This window comes from Sinomicrobium endophyticum, from assembly GCF_052983315.1.
Window position 1 is genome coordinate 20835 of the sequence record NZ_JBRKIS010000058.1, and the last position, 19069, is coordinate 39903.

General features: G+C 33.5%; 18 protein-coding genes and 1 pseudogene. 11 read left to right on the top strand and 8 right to left on the bottom strand.

The genetic code is table 11. The features are described 5' to 3' along the window. Positions 1 to 102 precede the first annotated feature (102 nt). Both ACVBDU_RS21275 and ACVBDU_RS21280 read left to right on the top strand, forming a co-directional pair. Positions 103 to 672, top strand: a complete 570-nt coding sequence (locus tag ACVBDU_RS21275; RefSeq protein WP_447181709.1) for a Crp/Fnr family transcriptional regulator — start codon at positions 103 to 105, stop codon at positions 670 to 672. A gap of 81 nt (positions 673 to 753) precedes the next feature. Then, positions 754 to 1725, top strand: a complete 972-nt coding sequence (locus ACVBDU_RS21280; protein WP_447181710.1) for an aldo/keto reductase — start codon at positions 754 to 756, stop codon at positions 1723 to 1725. Positions 1726 to 1796: 71 nt separating this feature from the next. Here ACVBDU_RS21280 and ACVBDU_RS21285 read toward each other — a convergent pair whose 3' ends face one another. Next, positions 1797 to 2081: a hypothetical protein gene (locus tag ACVBDU_RS21285; protein WP_447181711.1), complete on the bottom strand. Its 285-nt coding sequence runs from the start codon at positions 2079 to 2081 to the stop codon at positions 1797 to 1799. Between the two features lie 309 nt (positions 2082 to 2390). Here ACVBDU_RS21285 and ACVBDU_RS21290 point away from each other — a divergent pair, with 309 nt between their 5' ends. From ACVBDU_RS21290 to ACVBDU_RS21320, 7 genes and pseudogenes are all read left to right on the top strand, one after another. Continuing rightward, positions 2391 to 2696, top strand: coding sequence for a hypothetical protein (locus ACVBDU_RS21290; RefSeq protein WP_447181712.1), 306 nt, complete (start codon positions 2391 to 2393; stop codon positions 2694 to 2696). A 77-nt stretch (positions 2697 to 2773) separates the two neighbouring features. After that, positions 2774 to 3115, top strand: coding sequence for a LytR/AlgR family response regulator transcription factor (locus tag ACVBDU_RS21295; protein ID WP_447181724.1), 342 nt, complete (start codon positions 2774 to 2776; stop codon positions 3113 to 3115). A gap of 213 nt (positions 3116 to 3328) precedes the next feature. After that, on the top strand, positions 3329 to 3496 hold the full coding sequence (locus ACVBDU_RS21300; RefSeq protein ID WP_447181713.1) for a hypothetical protein: 168 nt from the start codon (positions 3329 to 3331) through the stop codon (positions 3494 to 3496). Between the two features lie 315 nt (positions 3497 to 3811). After that, positions 3812 to 3997 (top strand): hypothetical protein, encoded by a 186-nt coding sequence (locus tag ACVBDU_RS21305; RefSeq protein ID WP_447181714.1) that lies wholly within the window; start codon positions 3812 to 3814, stop codon positions 3995 to 3997. Positions 3998 to 4111: 114 nt separating this feature from the next. Beyond that, positions 4112 to 4390 (top strand): annotated as a pseudogene (locus tag ACVBDU_RS21310) (recombinase family protein); the annotation flags it as partial. Between the two features lie 84 nt (positions 4391 to 4474). Beyond that, on the top strand, positions 4475 to 4852 hold the full coding sequence (locus tag ACVBDU_RS21315; protein ID WP_447181725.1) for a recombinase family protein: 378 nt from the start codon (positions 4475 to 4477) through the stop codon (positions 4850 to 4852). 143 nt (positions 4853 to 4995) lie between these two features. After that, positions 4996 to 5490, top strand: coding sequence for a hypothetical protein (locus ACVBDU_RS21320; RefSeq protein WP_447181715.1), 495 nt, complete (start codon positions 4996 to 4998; stop codon positions 5488 to 5490). Between the two features lie 188 nt (positions 5491 to 5678). Here ACVBDU_RS21320 and ACVBDU_RS21325 read toward each other — a convergent pair whose 3' ends face one another. The 3 genes from ACVBDU_RS21325 to ACVBDU_RS21335 all read right to left on the bottom strand — a co-directional run bounded on the left by ACVBDU_RS21325 (position 5679) and on the right by ACVBDU_RS21335 (position 10161). Then, positions 5679 to 6503 carry a hypothetical protein gene (locus ACVBDU_RS21325; RefSeq protein WP_447181716.1) on the bottom strand — a complete coding sequence of 275 codons (825 nt, stop codon included), beginning with the start codon at positions 6501 to 6503 and terminating at the stop codon, positions 5679 to 5681. A gap of 163 nt (positions 6504 to 6666) precedes the next feature. Continuing rightward, positions 6667 to 9237 (bottom strand): AAA family ATPase, encoded by a 2571-nt coding sequence (locus ACVBDU_RS21330; RefSeq protein ID WP_447181717.1) that lies wholly within the window; start codon positions 9235 to 9237, stop codon positions 6667 to 6669. Between the two features lie 648 nt (positions 9238 to 9885). Beyond that, positions 9886 to 10161, bottom strand: coding sequence for a helix-turn-helix domain-containing protein (locus tag ACVBDU_RS21335; protein WP_447181718.1), 276 nt, complete (start codon positions 10159 to 10161; stop codon positions 9886 to 9888). Between the two features lie 427 nt (positions 10162 to 10588). Between ACVBDU_RS21335 and ACVBDU_RS21340 the strand changes: the two genes are divergently transcribed. Both ACVBDU_RS21340 and ACVBDU_RS21345 read left to right on the top strand, forming a co-directional pair. After that, positions 10589 to 11392: an RNA polymerase sigma factor gene (locus ACVBDU_RS21340; protein ID WP_447181719.1), complete on the top strand. Its 804-nt coding sequence runs from the start codon at positions 10589 to 10591 to the stop codon at positions 11390 to 11392. A gap of 2 nt (positions 11393 to 11394) precedes the next feature. Then, a complete protein-coding gene (locus ACVBDU_RS21345; RefSeq protein WP_447181720.1) occupies positions 11395 to 12492 on the top strand; it encodes a hypothetical protein in 1098 nt (365 codons plus the stop codon). 663 nt (positions 12493 to 13155) lie between these two features. On the opposite strand, the gene ACVBDU_RS21350 is transcribed toward ACVBDU_RS21345, so the two are convergent. The 4 genes from ACVBDU_RS21350 to ACVBDU_RS21365 are packed head-to-tail and all read right to left on the bottom strand — an operon-like array spanning position 13156 to position 19056. Beyond that, positions 13156 to 14373, bottom strand: a complete 1218-nt coding sequence (locus ACVBDU_RS21350; protein ID WP_447181721.1) for a Shedu immune nuclease family protein — start codon at positions 14371 to 14373, stop codon at positions 13156 to 13158. 3 nt (positions 14374 to 14376) lie between these two features. Next, the gene (locus tag ACVBDU_RS21355) at positions 14377 to 16314 is read right to left on the bottom strand and encodes a UvrD-helicase domain-containing protein (RefSeq protein WP_447181722.1); all 1938 of its coding nucleotides are present in this window, start codon (positions 16312 to 16314) and stop codon (positions 14377 to 14379) included. Next, complete coding sequence (locus ACVBDU_RS21360; protein ID WP_447181723.1) at positions 16298 to 18187, bottom strand: ATP-dependent nuclease; 1890 nt, start codon at positions 18185 to 18187, stop codon at positions 16298 to 16300. The genes ACVBDU_RS21355 and ACVBDU_RS21360 overlap by 17 nt, the downstream gene beginning before the upstream one ends. A 35-nt stretch (positions 18188 to 18222) precedes the next feature. After that, positions 18223 to 19056: an IS5 family transposase gene (locus ACVBDU_RS21365; protein ID WP_447177729.1), complete on the bottom strand. Its 834-nt coding sequence runs from the start codon at positions 19054 to 19056 to the stop codon at positions 18223 to 18225. Between the last annotated feature and the right edge of the window lie 13 nt (positions 19057 to 19069).

Consider the following 19069-nt stretch of genomic DNA (forward strand, 5'->3'; position numbering starts at 1 on the left):
TCCGCCATAGCCGCGTGGCCGTTGGCAGAAAGGCGAAAACGAACGAAGTACTTTTTGCCAAATGTCAAATCCTACACAAATAGTGGTTACTAATTTTGCTAAATGAACGATTTTATAGAATACATATTACAGTTTGGTAATTTGAATCAACAGCAAATTGACCTGATCATAAAGAAAGGGTCAGAAATTACATTGACGAAAGACGGCTTCTTTTGGGAAGCGGGAAAGCATATAAAGTATGTCGGGTTTACGACCAAAGGTACATTAAGGGTTTATTATTACAATAATCAAGGTGAAGAGATTACCCGTTACTTTATTGAAGAAAACCTATTGATTCTTTATGGGCATAATATCGAATCAAACTATATCCCATCCGAATATTTACAAGCCGTAGAAGAGTCCAAACTCGTGATTTTCAAGAAAAAAGATTGGAAAGAAATTTCAGACACCATAGTTAGTTGGGATAATATCATTCAAAAAATAATCGGGAAACAGCAAAGAGACAAGTTAGACAGAAGGAGCCTTTTGGTTGAACAGGATGCACAGACCCGTTATGTTGAATTTATGCAAAAATTTCCCAACTTAGTCAACCGTATCCCTTTATCCTACATTGCTTCTTATTTGGGCATCACTCAACCCACATTAAGCAGAATTAGAAAAAAAATTAGCTAGTTTGCCTTTTTGCCTTATGTCAAATGATTTCGTTTTTCAAAATGAGAACTTTGTTTCATTAAACATTCAAACTTAAAAAAAATGAAATCAAGGAAATTAGGAAACACAGGGTTGGAAGTATCAACATTAGGATATGGTTGTATGGGATTAAGTTTTCCCGGAGCTCCTCCACAAGAAGAGTCTATTAATGTGATTCGTTCTGCGTACGAAAATGGCATTATTTTTTTTGATACGGCACAAGCCTACGGAGAAAACGAACTCTTAGTTGGAGAAGCCGTTTCACCATTCAGAAAAAAAGTAGTTATAGCTACAAAATTTGGTTTCAGAGAAGGAAATCCCCGATTAGGGACAGACAGTCGCCCGGAAACAATAAGAGCAACCGCAGAAGCATCCCTTAAAAGGTTAAAAACCGATTACATCGACTTATTTTATCAACACAGAGTTGACCCTAACGTACCTATGGAAGAAGTTGCAGGTACAGTAAAAGAATTGATTCAGGAAGGAAAAGTAAAATATTTTGGCCTTTCAGAAGCTGACACCACATCCATTCATAAAGCGCATTCTGTACAACCAATTACGGCTTTGCAGAGCGAATATTCTATGTTTTATCGAGAACCCGAAAAAGAAATCATTCAAACCTTGGAAGAATTAGAAATCGGATTTGTCACATTTAGTCCTCTAGGGAAAGGGTTTTTAACGGGTACAATTACTGTTAATACCGAATTTGACGAAAAAGATAGTCGTAATATGTCTCCCCGTTTTAATAAAGAAAACCGCAAAGCCAATCAAAATTTAGTGGGCCTGATAGTTTCAGTTGCCAAAGACAAAGATACTACACCCGCCCAAATTGCATTGGCTTGGCTATTAGCTCAAAAATCATTTATTGTGCCTATCCCAGGGACTTCTAAAATACATCGATTACAAGAAAATATTGGAAGTGTAAAAATCTCTTTATCAAATGATGAACTTGGTAAAATCAATTCAGCGTTGGAAAGCATAGAAATTTTAGGAGACCGCTACCCAAAGCAGATAAAAGATAAGATTGGGAAATAGATAAGCTAAAGAAAGGCCCAGCTGCCAACAATGGTATCTGTTACACAAGTTAGCAAAAATCTGGGTTTGCCTCAATTTAAACGATCCAATATTTTAATGAGATCCAGAATGGTACCTTTGGGCTCTATTTTATTGTCTATCCAATCATTAAGCTCGTCAATAATGCCATCTCCGGAATATATTGTTTTGATTTCCCCGCTAAATGAAAATTCCTTTTTGCCTTTTTCATTGAACTTTCCGGTTAATATTTCCACAAAGGCATCGGCCGTTTCCTTAGTATCAAACAGTATGCTCATCAAGCGTTGCCTCTTGTAATGGATGGTCAATTCTGCAACCGTTCTTTTATTTTCTTCCATATCCACTTATTTGTTCCAAGTACAAAGATAAAAACCAATAATTATTGCCCCATCAGGGGATTGTATGAGTATCCTGATCCAATTGGCATAAACACTTGGAGAGCCCAGACCTTGATTGTCACGTTTCTGTAATAGCCATATCCACAAAGGCCATACCCACTTCAATGGCTTTTGGTGTCGGATCACTTTTTCAGTAAACCAGTAATTTCATTACAATCGGCGGTATCCACCCTTACTATTTTTACGGGGTGCCCATACCCCATATACAACTTCATTAGATATATTTTGAGATTCGTTTAAGCCCATGTCTTGAAAAAATATATTATCATAGAAAAAGATGTTGATACCGAAAAATGTATTAGAACTATAGCAGATAGTTTTGATGACATGCGGTTTTTAGGAACTGCTAAAAATCAAGACGAAGCACTTAATCTCATATTTAAGAATGCTCCGGACATTATTTTTTTGGGGATAGACAATGTTATTGATGATTTACTCGATTTTCTTTTGGACGTTAACAAACACAGCATAAAGGATCCGCCTTTATTGCACTATCTTCCTCAAAAAAGAGTGCTTACAAGGCTTATAAATATGATTTTTTTGATTATCTCTTAAAGCCCATAACGGAATTAAACCTGCGCAGAAGTATTCTGAAGTATAAAAAAAAACACCCATCGAAAACCTATGAAACAATTTGCCTTAAATCGAATAAAGATTATCAATATTTAAATACCGATGACATCCTTTTTTTGAAAGCGGATAACAATACCACCGATTTTCAAATGAAAGACGGCTCAGTCATAGGAGCTTACAAAACATTGAAAACCTTTGAGGACACACTACCTTCATTTTTTTTAAGAATCCATAAAAGTTATATCGTAAACAGCAAGTTCATTTCAAGGATACATTATGGCAAGGGCGTTTGCATTATAAAAGACCCCGATTTTCAAATCCCTTTTACAAAAACCTTTATGGATAACATTGATCTTATCAATGCCAGACTGTCAAATAAGGCATTTATAACCTTGAATTGATTTCCCTATGTAAAATGACGATTTCCCTCATAGATGTGAGGGTTTCACTAAACATTTGTTTTTAGGGATGTTGTCCTCATTCATAGATGCTATTTTAGCCCTGAAGCTTCACTGGCGTAACAAAAACAACAACGCTTTTCATTGTGCACAATTGAAATAGCTGCGATCAACGCGGCAAGGTAAACCATTGTTTAATCTTAAAATTTTGCACTTATGAAAACCATAAAAACCACTATGATCTTAATCTTATTTTCTAGCATTATAGTTTCCTGTACAGTTGATGATTTCACGGAGGATACGGAACTGAACTCGATTGAAAAGAATTTACAGGGAACCGGGGAAAATGATAGCAATTCCGTTGATGAAACGAAAAAGGGATAACTTAATCCTGTAAAAAAGAAAAGCCTTTAGCACATTAGTTAAAGGCTTTTTTTATTTTTACACCTTATAAATATCAATACACATAATTAAGGCACTACACTCTTGGGACAACAGCTCCATCGAGTCGTTGGCATGTTTGAGGAACGGGCCCCAAATACTACCCCTATCAGTCTTGACATGGATCAAAACAAAAAGCCCGGATTCCGGGCTTTTCGCTTATACAATAGTGCAAAAAACAGATGTGAAAATTTCGTAGGAAAAGGATTGTTAATAATCTTTATACTACGCTTTTCCCACAGGAAATGAAGGAGAGAAATGAAGAAAAAAGCGCATTCCATGGATTTCGAAATTTCAGAAATCAATGCAGAAATAGAACAGCAAAAAGAAGAACAGCTTATAGAGTTTCTGGCAAGGATCATTGTAAAAATAACCATAAACGAATGTAATCATGAAAACAGCTATCAGATACCTTCGGTTCAGCAGACTAGGTCAAAGCCATAGTTCAATAGAAAGGCAGGAAATGTTAACGGATAACTGGTTGGAGTTTAATGGGGTCGAACTGGTGGATTCCTTTATAGACCGGGGCAAAAGTGCTAGGCCTTTGACCGCCCTGATTTTAAAAAACTGCGTATGTTCATTGAGAAATATTCGAAACGGGTCGATTATCTGGTCGTGGACCAAATGGACAGGTTTAGCAGGGAAGCTGGGGAAGCATTGGTATTGGTAAAACGTTTACAGAAAATATACTCCATCCAGATCGTTTCGGTTACGGAAGGTATTACTTTCAACTATGAGACTCCCGGTAGTTTTTTCCGGGCCGGTCTGCAATTTCTCTTGGCCGAGGATGACAACATTAACCGTAGCATCAAGGTGAGAGGTGGCATATACACTGCCAAGGCCAAAGAAGGACGGTTTATCTATGGCCATGCCCCTTTCGGGTACAAAAAAGTTGGTGAAGGTAAAGATAAGCACTTGGAGGTGGTCGATACGGAAGCGGAAATCATAAAATACATTTATGATGCGTACTTACATGGCACCCCTGCCTATTTGATTAAAAAGAAAGCACGAAAACTAGGGTTGAAAAGAACCGGGAATTCGACAATAGATAATATTCTTCAAAATCCGATATATACAGGATTGCAGAAAGTCAAACCCTTCAAGCAACACCCCGGCGGATTATTTCCTGCCAACCATGAACCCATTATTGATAGAATGACCTGGCTCAACGTACAGGAAAAACTAAAAAAGCCGGACAAGAAAAGAACTATCATTGATGATAATATTCCATTGAGGGGAATTCTAAAGTGCCATTATGGAAATCCACTTACAGGCGCACCTTCGCGTGGAAGGGCCTGAATTATTATTACTACTACAAGTGCTGTCATTCCAAACACAACAATATAAGCGCCAACAAAGCCCACAAGCAATTATCCCAGATTTTTACATTGCTGAACCTTAAAAAAGAGGCCATTCTCAAAATAAAAAAGAAAAGTGAGGAAATGTTAAAAAACGAGGTCAACGCCAATCTGCATAAAATCCAAGGATATAGAATAAAATTGCACCAGACCAAGAAAAAGCTCATATCACTGGAAGAGAAATGGATAGAGAATTCCATTGATAGAGAGACCTATGACCGTTGGTATAGCACCTACAACAAGGACATAATGAAATTGGAAGCTTCTATATCCGTACATGATACGGACAAGGCCAAGATTTATAAAGCATTCCATAAGAACCTGGATTACCTAAAGAATCTGGGAAGGATCTACAATAAATTGGACACTTTGGAGAAAAGGGAACTGTTCGATATGGTGTTCGACAGCAAATTGTACTATGAAAACGGGTCGTATCGAACCACCTACATGGCTCAAATATTTAGTCATAACTACCTTAAAATGAAAGAATTAAATCTTCTTCATTATCAAAAAAAAACGGGATTTCACAAGGAAATCCCGTCAAGTCGGGGTGGCAGGCTTAACTTAAAACTGACTTAACCCCTACTATAACTGTTATTCTGTGATTTTCATTTATTTATGCACACCTATTTGCACACTATAACCAAGAAAAGAACTTTGGAGATATAATTTGATCTCCTTTTGTATCATAAAGATATGAAAATTATTGAATATGAACTATGAAGAAGTTGACTAGTACTTTTCATAAGGTACAGTATTGGGTTTAGTTATTTTTCAGAATTATCTTTTTCTAATTGAAGTATTGTATTATTTAAATTTTGAATTTGTTCATTCGAATTTATATTAAATGTCTGATTCAAAGTTTTGTGGTTTAGGTTTATAGATGTTTTCTGAATAATTATATTTGTTTCTTCCAGTTTCTCTTTTGCTTTTATTAAAGATGATATACCACCTGCAAAAGACCCTAAAGCTCCTAATACAATAATTACCTGACTAATTTTACCTACTATTTTCGTCCAATCAGTATGTTCTGAATCTAAGTCTTTCAATACTTTTGTCAAATATTGAATTATTTGATCCTTACTTTTTTTGGTTAAACTATTATCATCATTGATTAAATCTATTGCTTCCTTTATTAAGTCTTTTATTTGCTTTTTATTCGAATTATCAGGGGTGTAAAATCCGTTTAAATCAAGTCTTTCTCTTCGGTAGGATATACTTTCATTAGCGTCATTAATAAACCTTAAAGTTTCTGAAAATATTTTTTCAAAAATTTCTTGAATTCTAAATAGATACTTTTCTTTTAATGGTAAGAAAAATGATATTATAGGAATCGTTTTTTCGTGTCTTCTATATCTTCTTATTGTTGATGATAATTCATCGATGTCTTCTAAAAATTGATTTTTTTCTTCTTTTTTTATTAAAGCAGTTCTATCAATACATAGAATAAACTTTTCACTTCCACCTTTTAAATGAATATGTTCCTCAAATGGATAATTTTTTGCGGATAAATTTTTCAAATATTCTATATAATAATTTGAAATTTCCTCAAGTTCTAAATTATCTGTATTTAAATATTCAGTAAATGTCATAGTTATTATTGATAATTAAACACCACGGTAAATTATAAGTGGAGTGCGGGGATTAGGAAGCACTTACTTTCAACTTTACTGTTATGTTTGTTAATAGTACATAAGTTTAAATTTATCACTTTCGGCCGTGCCGACCACACGAACGCTTAGTTATTGGCGTTAGTTATTTTCTCTTTTTAAATTCATTTATCCAATCTCTCACATCTTCCAAGTCCTTTTTTAAATCAGATGAGTCAATTGGTTTGGTTGGAAGAACAGCGGATTGAGAATGTTCATAGATTGAATATTTAGTCATCATACCATCTAGTAGATTAATATCATTTTGATTTATTTTAACCAAAGCATCCAATCGATTCATAGTTTGTATACCTCTGCGATATCTTAATACTACTTGGTTAAGTAAATCATTTTCAATAATCCGCTCTAATGTGATACGAAAATCACTACAAATGGATTTTACTATTGGCAAGTATTCTGTTGTTCCGACCGTTTGTAATATTTTTACTGCAATTGGTAATCGTTGGTCAATTAAAGTATTAATTGCGGCTAGAGGTTTTTGGGAATCCATTAGAGGTCTAGAAGGTTGGCCTTTTCCCCAATATTCTGATAAGATTGTTACATTCTTTGTCTTGACACTTTGAGAGCTTGCTTCATCATTTAATAGACTTAAAAAAGACAATCTATGTGTGAATACAATTACTTGTCTAGTTTTACTCAATTCAACAATTCTCTTAACTGTATTTTCTTCATAATCTACGTCTAATGATGAAATTGGGTCGTCAAAGATAAATGGTGAGTTATAGGTTTTATTTGACACATCTGCTAAAAATGCAGCTAATGAAACTATTCTAAACTCTCCCTCACTTAATACATTTTCTATTCTTTCTGTCAGTATTGAGTTTTTAAGCTTGATGGCGTAGTAAACTTTTCCTTTTGAGGTTTTAGATTTTACTATTGTTACATTTAGATTATCAGCCCCTAATTCTTTTAATTCTTTTTCGAAGTTTTGTATAAACTCTTTGGTAACTAGGTTTTCTGCAAGTTCAGATTTTTTAGTTGATAAGGCATTTGTGCTGCATAATGTTTTAGCCTTATTAAGACTTATAAGCTTTTCTTTATCCGCAATCGCATTTCCAATTGCTTTTTTATTGTCCACAATCCATTTTTCTGCTTTTAGCTCTAAAATTTGATTTTCATTCTGTTTCGTTCCTTTCGAAGTTTTAGCAGCTTCAAGTCCTTTAAGCTTCTTGCTAATTGATTTTAGTTCCTTTTTTAATAGTATCTGTACTTTAAAATCAATGATTTTTATTAGTTCGGTTTCTTTTTTGGCATTTTTAAATGATTCCTTGCGTAATTCAAAATTGGTGAATGATTTTTCAATCTTTTTTAATAAATCAGCCGAAAGAGCAGATTTTGAAAGAATGGCTTCTTTTAATTCCTCTTCCCAAAAACTGGGTAAACTATTAGTTTTCTCTTCAAGCCCTCGCTTCAAGTCGTTTAGCTCTGTATTAAACTTGTTTTTTATGAACGTCTCAAGAGATTCAAAGCGTTTTTTAGCTTCTATCGATATTTCTTGTTGGCATAACACACATTTTGCTTCATTTTCTGTGTTTGGGTAAGTTTTATCAGGATAGGCTTCTTTGTCTGAAAATTCTCTTGCTGCCTCCCAAAGAACTTTCCATAAATTAGTTGTTATACCATTTATTTTATTATCCTTTAGTAATTTTTCACTGTTTTTTATTTGTTGTTCTTTTGAAACAATTTCTTTTCGAATCTTATTTATCTCTCTGAACTTTTTTAAACTTAAACCATTGACCAAAGCTTGATTTTTGTTTAAAATTGTTACTATGCTTTCTGACTGATTCTTTAGCGAAAGAAGTAAATCTGAATTCTGACTATTGATAAGTTGTTCTTCAAGGTCTTTTTGTTGACGTTCTTTTGCTTTAGTCCAAACGATCTTTTTTAAATCACTATTGAACTCTTTAGCATTTGATAGGGAACTATATCTTTTAAAGATTGAAGTACCGTGTAGGTTGCTTGGAAAGCTTGGTAGGATAATAGATAGTTTGTTAGTTTTCTCCGCTATATGGCTATTTACTTTATCTGATATGTTGGACAAATATGTTAGAAACTTAAGAACAGGTGGTTCATAAGTAACTTCATTATTTTCCATAACATAACTTATTCCTGATGAAGTGTCGAAAATGTCAATTGTTTTTAAATCATTCTCAATTTGATTTTCAGGCTTCCAATTAATCTTTTCAACCTTACCATCTTTGATTATCTCGAAGTCACATTCTTGATTTTCTTTTCCTTTAAAGACGTCACACAATAAGTCTTCAGATTTTCTAGCACCACAAGCTTTTTTTAGAATCCTAACATAGCCTGATTTTCCTGAACCATTTCTGCCGTAAACTATTGAAATATTATCCGAGGAAAGTTCTAAAGGTTCTTTAGGGTTTAAGTTATTAATACCTTTAATATTTGATATGCTCTTTAATTGAACTGTTCCTTTTCTGGAATTCGTTCCGAAATAAGATGCAAATGCTTTCTGGTCAACTTTAGTTTTACCTTTTTTTGATGTAGCTTCTTGTATACACTTGTCTGCTAATTCAATAATTTCTTTTTCAGTAAAAGAACGATTGTTTTTGAATAGAAGATTTATAGAAGAAACTAACCATTCAGGTCGCTTATCTAGCCAAGTAATAATTTCTTCTATCGTAGTTTTATTCATTTCGCCTAATTACTGCCAACTTGTTTATATAATTACTAAAGGTGTTTATATACTTCCCTTATAATACGTAAACTAGTACCTTTCGTATTTATAAAACTAATATAATGTATTCGTAATTATTTAAGAGGAATATTCGTAACAGAATTTTCCTCTTTTTCCAAAGGAAACAAAAAACGGAGAAAATGAATTACGGAAAACCACAAAAGCAAAAACAAATCATGCGGATGGTAATTTCAAGATGTGTTTTTGTTACCACAAAAACATCTTGCTTTGCGCCCGATGGTTGCAAAGGGGGGAGACCAGATGGTAAATATGTAAAAAAGCCATAGTGCTAATATGCAAGTCTCCTCGCAACATAGGTTTGTTCGGTAAGATATTTTGGGGCCTTATTCCCTACTTCATTTAAAATAAACCACTTAAAAATAGTGTTAGGTCAATTCACTTCAAAGTTGCCTGAATTTCACAGAAGCAAGGGCCGAGGAACAATCTTTCCCCTATTTTGCCAATTTCTTTTAGGATGGACTTGTAGTTGGAGATAAAAGAAGATTGATTTTGAAAATTCAGAACTTGAAGGCAACGAAAAGTATTACAAACGCGTTTTACGATAGGTACTTGTTTCCCTTTTATTTAAACGAGCGTCAGCGAGGTTTATTTCTTCTTTAATTCTTTGATGTACTTATCTACATTAATTTCTAACTCAAGTATATTTATTGTCTTTAAATTCAATGCCTTGGCTAAAAGAATCAATTTGTCTAAGGTAGGGTTAGCTTCTCCTCTTTCAACAGTCCCTATGAAGAATTTGGTTAAACTAGTATTACTGTCTGCGAGTTCTTGTTGAGAAATGTGCTCTTTATCATAATCTTTACTTGGTATTTTTTTTCTAAGCTCTAATAATTGCTTTCCAAGCTTTTCCTTTTCAGTCACTTTTCTTCTATTTAGAATCCCTAAATTTCTCATTTATCTTTGAAAATAACGGTATGATATATCTTACCATAAATATTATTTGTTTATCTTTGTACAGATTATATAAATTTGCAATTCTTCAAATAGAAAATATTAGAAGCAATTGCTTTGAATCTCGAACAGAAAACTGGCACTTTTCATTTACAGCGAGAGGATAAGTAAAATTGCTCACGACCCGGGCGTGGGCTCTTTTATCGCTGTAAGGTATGCCAGTACCCCTGTTCGATAAGTAGAGTTCCACGCCCATCCGTTTTACATGCCGGGTGTTCGGGATACTCTTCTTCTCCAAAGCAAAGGTTTCTGCATAGGATCACTATGAAGTCTTGCAAGGGAATTCTTTTACCCTAAGTATTCCAAAAACAAAATCTGTCTGCAAAACTTTATACTTATGAAAAGCATACCCGATCCCTCGGCAAAATATTTTGAACTATTAAAAAAAGGCCATGTTTCAGCCTTTGCGGATATCCATGCCAAATACAACAGACGTATCTACTGGATAGGAAAGAGCCTTATCAATGATAGTTTTATAGTAGAATCCTTGGTTCAGGATACTTTTTTAAAATTATGGGTTCATAAGGATAGGATAGAATCTCCTAAGCATATTCTCCATTTTTTAAGGTTTGTAATGAAAAGGGAATGTATTTCATACTATAGCAAACCTAAAAATAAGTTTTTTAGGAAAGTCTACTCATTAGAGGATTACGACAATTACCAGGACTATATGGTGGGGGATGATCCGATAAGTACCTCTGAAAATCTGGAAGCTCAGGAGTCGGAACAAAAAGCCTTCGACCAAATAAAAAACGTATTACCACTATTAAGTTCAGAAAAAAAACATCTGATTAACCTCTGTTTAAAGTATGGCTTTCATTATAAAGCTATTGCCGAGGTTATGGGAAAGAGTATCACCGAAACTAGCAACGAGGTAAAACGAGCTATTGAGGATATAAAAAATATAGTCAATCAGGGAAACAAGCTTGAAAAAAAACAAAAACCGGTTACCCATATAAAAGTGCAGGGAACCATGACCGAAGAGCAGTCCATGGTATTAAAACTCCGATGTGAAAAGAAATTTTCTTTTGCGACTATCGCTAAGGAACTCAACCTATCCCAAAAGGAAGTGCACCGCCAGTTTATGGCTACCTATAAACTCATACTGCAAAAACATGAGCAGCAATTAGAATCCGCTTAAGTATGAAGAATTCAACGCTAAAACTTACACGAAAGATTCAGTTATTGGTTGATCTGCCTACTAAAGAAGAAAGAAAGGAGGTGTTAGATAAGCTTTATAGGTGGCAGAACAGGTGCTTTAGAGCGGCTAACCTTATTGTTTCCCATTTGTATGTACAGGAAATGATTAAGGAATTCTTTTATCTGTCAGAAGGGATAAAGTATAAATTGGCTGATGAAAAGAAAGATGAGTACGGAATTTTGCAACGTTCCCGTATCAATACCACCTATCGTGTAGTATCAGATCGCTTTAAGGGTGAAATCCCTACAAATATATTATCCTGTTTAAACAGAACCTTACTTGCTTCTTTTAAGAAAAACAGTCTGGAATACTGGAAAGGCGAGCGTTCCCTTAAAAACTTCAGGAGGGATATGGCTTTTCCATTTAGTATAGAGGGCATAAGCGGATTATCCTATAATAACGAGAAAAGGGCTTTTTGTTTTCGTTTATTTCAAATTCCTTTTCGGACGTATCTAGGAAAGGATTATACCGACAAACAGATACTGTTGGAACGGGTAATAAAAGGAGAAACCAAGCTTTGTACTTCCCATATTAAACTGAAAGAGGGCAAAATCTTTTGGCTGCCGGTTTTTGAAATTGAAAAAGAGAAGCAATGCCTAAGAGCGGAAGTGATAGCAGAAGCTTCTTTATCTCTTGAGTATCCTATTGTGGTGAAAACCGTTAATGCTAAGCATACTATTGGCACCAGGGAAGAGTTCCTGTACAGAAGGTTAGCTATACAAGCAGCCCGAAAAAGGGCACAGGTTGGAGCAACCTATTCCAAATCAGGTAAAGGGCTCAAAAGGAAATTAAAAGCAGTGGAAAAGCTTCGCAAAACGGAAAGCAATTATGTGAACCATCGTATACACGTATACAGCAGAAAATTAATCGATTTTTGCATAAAACATCAGGCTGGAACGCTAATTTTATTAAATCAGGAGGACAAAATCGGGATCGCTAAAGAAGAAGAATTTGTATTGAGAAACTGGAGCTATTATGAGTTAATGACTAAAATAAAATACAAGGCCGAAAAAGCAGGCATTGAAATTATTATAGATTAACCGATTTGGTTACGAGGGTGCTTGTACACCCGTAAGGTGAGGTCGATAATTACACTCACTAAATGTGAACAGCATATACAACGCGTGGGTTTCTCTTATTTGTAATAGCCCCTTAATTCAAAAAACATCTTCTATCAGTTTTTTGATACACCACGGCACATTATTGAAACAAAACAATTTTTTAAATTCATCTTTAACAAGCCCCTAATCTTTCCATAGCTAATACTGCTTTGTTTGGTTTAGTAAGCGTTTTAAAAAGATGAAGATTTAAGCCGGTGAGGTCTTGAGGGAAAAGGCAATCTTCAACTTTTTAAAATGATAGCCTAAGTGGCGATTGAACGTCACACAACAGCGTTTTTCATCATTTTTGCTGTAAAAAAAAGCCTGTTTTCGGGGCTTCCGAGAGGTTTTGCTGCAAATTTCATAAAAAGTGGATTTTTCGAAATCACATAAAAAACTGTATTTCAACACCTTAACTATCGTAACGTCGCTTTAGCGCGTTACCCTCTTGCTTTACAGCTCAATTGGTTTCAAACTCATTATACACAAATACCTTTTTTATAAACTATTGACATATGATGATTTTGATTTAATTATTACAGAAACCATATTTTTAATTTCATTAGGAACAATCCTAAATTAAATATGATTTTTTAAACTTTCTTATTTGCTTTTAATTTGTTGAATAGTGAACCTCAACCTTTCTATTAAATCATCATAAGTTATGACATCAATTACATTCTTGTATTTCCTTTTTACAATCTCAAAGTCAGCCTTCTGCTCACTTGACAAGTTGTTTTCTCTACCCATTATTATAAATCCTTTTGGATTTGTTATTTTTATTTCCATTCCTTTAGGTAAATCAGACAAATATTTATCAGTTAAGAATTTTTCTCCTTTTTCTCCCCATCTGTTTAAGTGATAAATATATTTTTCTAATTGCATAACTGTACCAATAAGGTCTTTGTGAGGAATATGATTGTTACGGTATAAAGAATTTGTCATTATTGAATTTTCAAATGGCTTTTTGATTTCAATTACATCAATATTTCCGTTATAATCAACCAACATAAAATCCAAGAATCTTCTTTTTCTAGCTTCAATTTTCACATGTACGCTTTTAAAGGATACAATATATTTAGGGTAGAGTAATAAAATAATCTCCAGAATCTCATCCTGCCATTGGTCTTCACTATATGAGTTTTCAGATTCTAACATTCCTTCCAACTTTTCAAGAATAGTTGAGTATTTTAACAACTCATATTCGTGGAAAAGTTTGTTTAATTTTTTTCCAACTTTAGAAGGTTTCTTGTTAAGATAATTCTGGAAAGTGGCTTCTGCATCTTTAGTTGTTTCAAAGTGATTTTTAATAATAGAAGATATTCTTGCTTCTGCATAAATCTTTTTTTCGTAAGTAGTTGGGAAGTTTTGAATTAATCTGTCAAAATCCTCAGCAGGAATAACATTTTCAGCACTCCCTCCGATATAAATATCTTCATTGACAAGATTATCTATTTGCCTAAATATTGAAATCTTTGTTTCTGCAATAAAATAATCAATAAAAAGTTCAATTTCCCTAAAAAAATAAATTGTGTTGTTAGTTTGTAATTTTCTTCTATCAAATTTGTAATAACCTCCTTCTAGTAATGCTAAAATAAACGCTCTAGGTGTAGGAATCTCTTCTTTTTCAAAATATTCATAATCATTTACAATATTTTCATTTCCTTTTAAATCAAATATATCTGATTTTAGAAAATAAAACGTATTCTTAAATGAAATTTCTCCATTTTCCTCTAAACTTTTGCTTACCCAATCATTAGGAAAGTATTCTGAAAAATAGTAAACAAATATTATTTTATCTTCAAACTTTATTAACTCCATATCTTAAATATTTACTATTTCCCATTTACCCCTATCAATATCCGAAAGATGGCTATCAAATCTATCCTTACAAACTGCAACGCATAGTAAATCTGTCGGTCTTGAAAAACCAACATAAACCATCTTAGTTGACTGTTTGTGATACTTTCTTATATCGGAAAAATCATTGTATTTTAATTGAGATGAAAGCCTTTGAGTTTCGTAGGTATCATTACCATTTTGGTAAGAAGTCTCTAAGTACAAAGTAGCTGTATGAGTTTGCCCTTTAACAGAATGAACAGTTGAAACTTCAATATCAAAACCATCATAGTTTACAATGTTATCTTTTGTAAACTGTTCTGTATCATCTACTACATTTGGTTCTATAATCGGATTGTTTATAAACGAATCTGAATCACTAAATTCCTTTTCAAATATATTCGACAAATTGGGTATATATTCTTTTATTGAATTATAAACCTCATCGGTTTTATCTCTAATAATATCAATACTCCATTCAAATAGATTTCTTTTAAGATTAGTGTATTCATCTTCATGAAATTCAGATAAATAGTTTAGTAATTGTTTTTTTGAAAAGTATCTATTTTCTGAGCTTGTTATACCCTCTATTCTCAGAATTTTAATAAAAGAATTTAAAATATTCTTTCTAATTGGCTCTAAAGTTCTTTTTTCTTTATTAAAATTAGTCAGGTATGAGTATAAGTTGTCATAATCAATCTTTTGAGATGTCGATTGAGGTTTGAATTGTTCGGAGTAATCTGTAATTCCTAATTTATCTCCCTCTTTATCTTTGACCCAACCAATTACCTTGAATTTACTTTTATCTGAAAGAATGATATTCTCCGAATCAATATGATTTTTTACAATTTGTGAAAACTTTGGAATAACCTTTTTAATTTTATCCAGTTCATAAACTATAAGATGAGGCTTCAAATTATTGTTTTCATTTTTACCTTCTACTTGAAATCCTCCTTCAATATTCATGGTAAAACAATTGACCAGTTGAGCAATATTTTGAGATAAACGATGACTTCCATTAATTGTTAATGGTATTCCTCTAAACTTCCAAATATCATCTGTATGAACTTCCCCGCTATAAATTGCTTGGTTGATGTCCCCAATTCTTTGATATACAGATTTACTATCCCCTTCATCAAAAAATATTGTTTCGAGTAAATTATGCTGATGGGTATCCATATCTTGCATTTCATCCACAAATACATACTTGAATCTTTCTTGAAGTATCCTAATAATTTTAGGACAATTTGTATAATATAATTTTGAGAATGAATACGCATCATTAAAGTTTAAAAATCCCCTTTTAATCAATTCTGATTTAGTTTTCATGAGATTTTTATAAGTATTTGTGTGATTTCCTATACTAGGAATAGAAACACTTTCAAAAGTAGAAAAATCAACTATTTCTTGACGAATAATGAATAACTGTAAAAGGAAATTATAATACTTGTCTTTTAGCCTTTTCTGTAAAGCTATTTTGCTTCCGTATGGTAAGAGATTATTAAGTTGCTCTAAGAATATTTCATTGTCAATTCTAATGGGCTTTTGTTTAAACAAACACTCATAGTAAGGAATAGCTAAAAAATGGTCTACAAAACTCTGAATAGTTCCTATAAAGTTTGGGTAAGAAAATAAATTTGGGCAATGTTTGCCTATTCGTTCTTTTATTTCATTAACTGCTTTATTGGTATGAGATAGTATTAAAACACCCCTGTTACTTTCTAATGGTAATTGTGTTTCAAGGATTAAAAGTTTGGCAAGTAAAGCCGTAGTTTTGCCACTTCCTGGAACTGCTTGTAAATCTATAGTGCTAAAATTACGAATAAAGTCTAATCTTTCTTGGTCAAAATGTTTGCCTTCAGGTAGCAAAATTTTTTCAATATATTGAATATCCTCAGTTGATATGTTAATTTCTTGTGGCATATTTTATGGCTTCGATGAGGTATTGAATTGGATTATTCTCAACAATTATTTCATCTATTTGATTTACATCGGTCATTAGAAATTGAGAGAAGTACATTGCTATCATTGATTTTGAGATTTTTTTACCGTCAATGATAAACTGCCTCATAATGTTAAATGCAATTTGCTCATCCGATTTATTTTCAATAAAATTTCTCCATCTTCTCTCAAAATTTAGGTGTGAAATAGGTTTTATCCCCTTTAAACTTTCTTTATTTCCCCTATACTTATCTGCTCTTTCCTCTTCTAAGCATTGTATAATTGATTTAAAAAGAATCTTTCTTAAAGTTGGGTGTAAAGCAATACAATATTCTAAAGTCCAAAAATTTCCAATGAATAATTTTACTGACTGTTCTTCGTATAGGTCTACCTTATTTGTTTTATAATCTGGCACATTAAATTCACTAATGATTTTTTTCTTCTTTTTCTTGTTAGGCAAAATAATATTATAAAAAGTTGCATATTCAATTGGTCTTAAATCCAAATCCGTAACTATGCTTATTGGAACATCAATGTTTGGGATTTGACTGCGGACAAAAATTTTTGAATACCGAAAAAAAGCAGTATTACCAATTGGGATAATTGAAACTCCAGATGAAGTTAGATTATTTCTAAATTGATTTAACTGGTGTAGTTTATTTGCAATGGCAGGCAAAATAATCTCCTCAGAGACACCTTCAACAAAAATCAATCCTTTTGCAAAAAATAAATTTGATTTAGTAACATCAATAAATCTCTCTAAAAAGGGGTAATCTGAAGGCTTTAGTTTGGTATATCTTTTCCCTAATGGGTAAGCATAATTTTTATTACAAATGATTAGATTTTCCAAAAAGACTTTTGAAGCTAAGTTTGGGCTATGGGTAGTTAGAATTAATTGAATATCTTTCTGTCCTTGCAGGGACTCTATTACCTGCATTTGAGCCTGTGGATGTAAATGTGCTTCTAATTCTTCTATCAAGCCCAAGCGTAAACCGTCATAATCTTTCTTGTTGAGGTGTAAAAGTTCCGATGCCATAAAAAGACGGTTTAATGTCCCCAAACCAACATTTACTTCACCTTTAACTAGCAATTCGAGTTTCTCTAATATGCTTTTCAATTTTCCTTCAGAAACTTTAATGTCAGTTTCTTTTGTTGCATCATAAAAAGACTGTAAATATCCGTCTATCTTCTTTTTTAACTCCTTACCGTTTTGGTCATCAAATCCCTTTCCCTCAAAATAACCCCCAATTTTTTCTTCAAATTCTTCAAAAATAGTTTTGAGAGGATGATCTTTATCCCTTCCTTTAAAGGCTTCATGTTCTTGAAAAATTTGAGATAATCTTGAATTTTTCCTTGGAACTAATTCTGTTTTCGCATCTCTAAGAGGTTTTAGATAAGTTACTTTGAGATATTCTTTAGCTTCTGAGGATAGTAAATATCCTTCTTCTGATAATCCCGATTTTACATCAGAAAGCATAATTCTTTCTGACTTGATGTTTGCTTCATATGTCAGTTTTAAAACAGGAACAGCACTTTCTCCCTCTCCCTCCCAACTAAGCCATTCTGTAAAGTTTTTGGCTTCTTCAATAGACAAATCCTTAAACAATAATTCTACTCTAAACTTTTCAGAATTTCCATAGAAATCTTCTTTGTCAATTCTTATCCATTCAAAAGAATGAGTTTTAAGAACTAATTTAATGGCATCTATGATGGCTGTTTTTCCAGAATCATTTTCTCCAATTAATACATTAACTCCTTTTGTGAAGTTTAGGTTTAAATTGGGTTTTTTAATATCAAATGCTTCGTTTGAACCATATTTCCGAAAATTCCATAATTTTATGTTCTGTAAGTACATTAATTTTTATTTTTTTGTTCAGATATAGAATTCGTTTAAACTTTTTTCTTTTTGATGGGTTTGAACTTTTTCAAAGCTAACACAATAAAAGCAAGATAGTTAAACCCTGTCCAGCTTGCCACGGTGGTGTCAAACCTGTTTAGTAATGACCGGAAACTGTCCATCCAGGCATTGGTTCGCTCGATGGCATATCGCTGGTCATAAAGTTCTTTGTCAAAATAGTCATCTCTGTCCTTGTCACTGTTACGCCTGTTGAAACAGATATTGGCATTGATTTCCTTTTGGGCACAAGCCTGTCGGAAATCCTTGGAATCAAAGCCCGCATCAGCATTGAGGAACAACCCATCCACACGGAGGTCAGCATCTTCCAGAGTACCAGTGACTACTTCGAACTGCACCTCAATGTTATACAGGTCGTTATGATTGCCGGCAACAGGTTCAGACATAGCTAAAGGTAGTCCCTGCCTTTCGCTAAGGTATAGGGCATTGGTGGTTTTGCGCTTCTTACGGCCTTGGTATTCCACTTGTTCCCCGCCCCTGATGGCCGAGGTGTGACTGCCATCCAGGTCCACACTGGAAAGGTCAAGTTTTGATTTATGGCGGTTGAGGAAGCTCACCCAACAGTCTTTCCAAAAACCGCACAAGCACCATTTCCGGTAATGGTAGTAAACCGATTGCCAACTTAGCACTTTACTGTCAAAAAGGGCTTTTACAGGCACTTGATGCCACTGCACACCGGTCTTGAGCTTGTAGAGGATGGCGTTAACAATCTCAACCAATGGAACGGTCGGGGCAAATCCTCGATGAGTTTTAGGTATGTAAGGAACTATTTCCAATTCTATCGTATCTTTGTCAAGTACAGAGTACATAAAGGGTTGGTTT

Bases quoted from the DNA above. Each gene is read 5' to 3' on its own strand.
- ACVBDU_RS21275 (WP_447181709.1), top strand. From the start codon at position 103: ATGAACGATTTTATAGAATACATATTACAGTTTGGTAATTTGAATCAA.
- ACVBDU_RS21280 (WP_447181710.1), top strand. From the start codon at position 754: ATGAAATCAAGGAAATTAGGAAACACAGGGTTGGAAGTATCAACATTA.
- ACVBDU_RS21285 (WP_447181711.1), bottom strand. From the start codon at position 2,081: ATGGAAGAAAATAAAAGAACGGTTGCAGAATTGACCATCCATTACAAG.
- ACVBDU_RS21300 (WP_447181713.1), top strand. From the start codon at position 3,329: ATGAAAACCATAAAAACCACTATGATCTTAATCTTATTTTCTAGCATT.
- ACVBDU_RS21305 (WP_447181714.1), top strand. From the start codon at position 3,812: ATGAAGAAAAAAGCGCATTCCATGGATTTCGAAATTTCAGAAATCAAT.
- ACVBDU_RS21320 (WP_447181715.1), top strand. From the start codon at position 4,996: ATGTTAAAAAACGAGGTCAACGCCAATCTGCATAAAATCCAAGGATAT.
- ACVBDU_RS21325 (WP_447181716.1), bottom strand. From the start codon at position 6,503: ATGACATTTACTGAATATTTAAATACAGATAATTTAGAACTTGAGGAA.
- ACVBDU_RS21330 (WP_447181717.1), bottom strand. From the start codon at position 9,237: ATGAATAAAACTACGATAGAAGAAATTATTACTTGGCTAGATAAGCGA.
- ACVBDU_RS21340 (WP_447181719.1), top strand. From the start codon at position 10,589: ATGAAAAGCATACCCGATCCCTCGGCAAAATATTTTGAACTATTAAAA.
- ACVBDU_RS21345 (WP_447181720.1), top strand. From the start codon at position 11,395: ATGAAGAATTCAACGCTAAAACTTACACGAAAGATTCAGTTATTGGTT.
- ACVBDU_RS21350 (WP_447181721.1), bottom strand. From the start codon at position 14,373: ATGGAGTTAATAAAGTTTGAAGATAAAATAATATTTGTTTACTATTTT.
- ACVBDU_RS21355 (WP_447181722.1), bottom strand. From the start codon at position 16,314: ATGCCACAAGAAATTAACATATCAACTGAGGATATTCAATATATTGAA.
- ACVBDU_RS21360 (WP_447181723.1), bottom strand. From the start codon at position 18,187: ATGTACTTACAGAACATAAAATTATGGAATTTTCGGAAATATGGTTCA.
- ACVBDU_RS21365 (WP_447177729.1), bottom strand. From the start codon at position 19,056: ATGTACTCTGTACTTGACAAAGATACGATAGAATTGGAAATAGTTCCT.